This is a genomic window from Kitasatospora sp. NPDC023176 (genome assembly GCF_055560495.1).
Genome location: NZ_JBVHIP010000090.1, coordinates 1 through 2,179 on the forward strand (window position 1 = coordinate 1; position 2,179 = coordinate 2,179).

Sequence of the window (2,179 nt, forward strand, 5' to 3'; positions counted from 1 at the left end):
GGTCGGCCACCGGGCTCCCGGGGCGACCGCCGTCGCGTCCGGCCGCCTTGCCGCTGCGCCGCCTTGCCGCCCTGGCCGGGATCGCCGCGGGCCGGCGAACTCTCGACCAGGGCGGGCAGGCGTGACGCCAGGACCTCGGGGTCGGTGAGGCGGGACGTGCGGGTCTGGACGACGTCGGCGCCGTGGGGCCCGGCGGGCCGGGTACGTGCCCGCTCAGATCAGCCCCGCGCCCCAGGCGCGGGCGCGGTCGAGTTCGCCGGCGCGCAGCGGGCCGTCGTTCTTCTCCACGATGAAGCCCTCGGGCTCGGCGACCACGTCGTAGTGCTGGCGGGAGAGCCGGTGGGCGATGCCGTTGGCGGCGCCGCCGGCCCGGGGCATGTCGGCCCGGGTGTCGAACGCGGCGGCGTAGGTGCCGGACTCGGTCTGCGGCAGGGCGTGGAACCAGGCCCGCAGGCCCGGCCCCTCGGCGGTCTCCCGTGCCTCGGCGGTGGCCGCCTCACGGTCCTCCTGGTGGGCCTCGGCGGTGACGGCCATCCTCCGGCTGAGCCCGGAGGACATGCCGTGCATGTGGGTGGGTCCGCCGACCACCAGCAGGTCCGCGGACCGGGTGGTCTCCGGGTCCGCCTCGGCCACCGGGAGGCAGTCCACGGCCGCCCCGGGATCGGCCTGGTGAACGCCCTCGGCGATCGCCTCGGCGATCTCCCGGGTGTTGCCGTACATGCTCTCGTACACGATCACGGTGTGCATGGTCTCCACCTTTCGTCCTTCCCGGGCCGCGCCGGAGCAGGGTCCGGGCACGGGCTGTTCGGCCCGCATCGGGCCGTCGTACGGTGTGGCTCAGCCCGGGGCGGCGGGCACCGTGATGACCGGGCAGTCGGCGCGGTGCAGCAGGCCGTGCGGGACGGAGCCGAGGCGCATGCCGGTGAAGCCGCCGTTGCCGCGACGGCCGACGATGACGGCGAGGGCGTGCTCGGAGGCGATGCCGAGTTCCTCGACCGGGTGGCCGTGCACCAGCTCGTGGGTGACCTTCACGTCGGGGTGGCGGTCCTGCCGGCCGGAGGTGGATTCGAAGAGCAGCCGCCGGAGGAGCTGTACGGTGGCGTGTTCGTCGAGGTTGCCGACCGGTGGGCGGTGCCAGACCCACAGGATGCGCAGGGCGGCCCGCCGCTCGTCGGCGAGGTCGAAGGCGAAATCGACGGCGGCGTCCGAGGAGGGGCTGCCGTCCACGCCGAGCACGAGGTAGGGCGGGTCCTGGGTGGTGTGCTCGGGGCCGCGGACGACGGCCACCGGGCAGTGGGCCTGGGCGCTGACCGGTACGGCCACCGAGTAGGCACTCAGTGCCTCCGCCGTGCGGCCCAGCCGCCGGGAGCCCAGGACCACCAGCGCGGCATCGCGGGACTCCCGGCACAGGGCCGGGGCCGGGACGTCCTCACTGAGGTCCGTCGTCAGCGCCAGACCGGGGTGGCGGGCCCAGGCCACGGCGGCAGCCCGGTCCAGCGCCTGTTCGGCGCGCTCGACCAGGGCCTTGTGGTAGCGGCCCTGGTCGAAGGGGCGGAACTCGCGGAACACCGACGGGACGGCGTGCACCAGCCGCAGCGGCAGGTTGCGGCGGTCGGCCTCGTCGGCGGCCCAGGCGGCGGTCATGCTGCCGGTGTCACGCGCGTCGACGCCGAGGACGACGGATCGGAGGCCGTCGTGGGGGCTTGCGGATGTCATGGCTCCTCCTCGGTCCTGCTGCGGCCGGATCCTGATCCCACGCTAGGCGGGTCCGGCACCGGCCACGAGGGCCGACCGGCCCAGGGCCCGGGGCCCGGCGTACCCACCTGCGCCGCCCGGTCGCGATCTGGCTCGCCCGCAGCGGCAGTGCCAGGCCGAACAGCGGGCCGGCCGGCATCACCAGGATCTCGGCCGCTCCGCCGGCCGGCCCGTACACCAGGAAGCGGCGGATGGTGCGGATGGTGTCGTAGACCCGGCGGCCCTCCGCCGCTGATGTCGAGCTTCTGCCGGGCCTGGATCCGGCAGGGGCCGGACGGACCCGGGCCCCGGTCCTGGTGGCCCCGGCGCCGGGGTCCCGAGTGGTGGACCCGGTCACGGAAGGCCGGGCCGGGACCAGCCGGGACCAGGGGCCCGGAACGGGTGGACCCTCGGGACCCGGCGGCGGGGCCGTCAGGCCCTCGGG

The 2,179-nt window shown here is 76.1% G+C and carries 2 protein-coding genes; both read right to left on the reverse strand.

The annotated features are described in order from the left end of the window. Positions 1-213 precede the first annotated feature (213 nt). Positions 214-747 carry a flavodoxin family protein gene (locus tag ACZ3YL_RS42385; RefSeq protein WP_465663187.1) on the reverse strand — a complete coding sequence of 178 codons (534 nt, stop codon included), beginning with the start codon at positions 745-747 and terminating at the stop codon, positions 214-216. 90 nt (positions 748-837) lie between these two features. Next, positions 838-1,716: a universal stress protein gene (locus ACZ3YL_RS42390; protein ID WP_188308579.1), complete on the reverse strand. Its 879-nt coding sequence runs from the start codon at positions 1,714-1,716 to the stop codon at positions 838-840. Positions 1,717-2,179 lie beyond the last annotated feature (463 nt).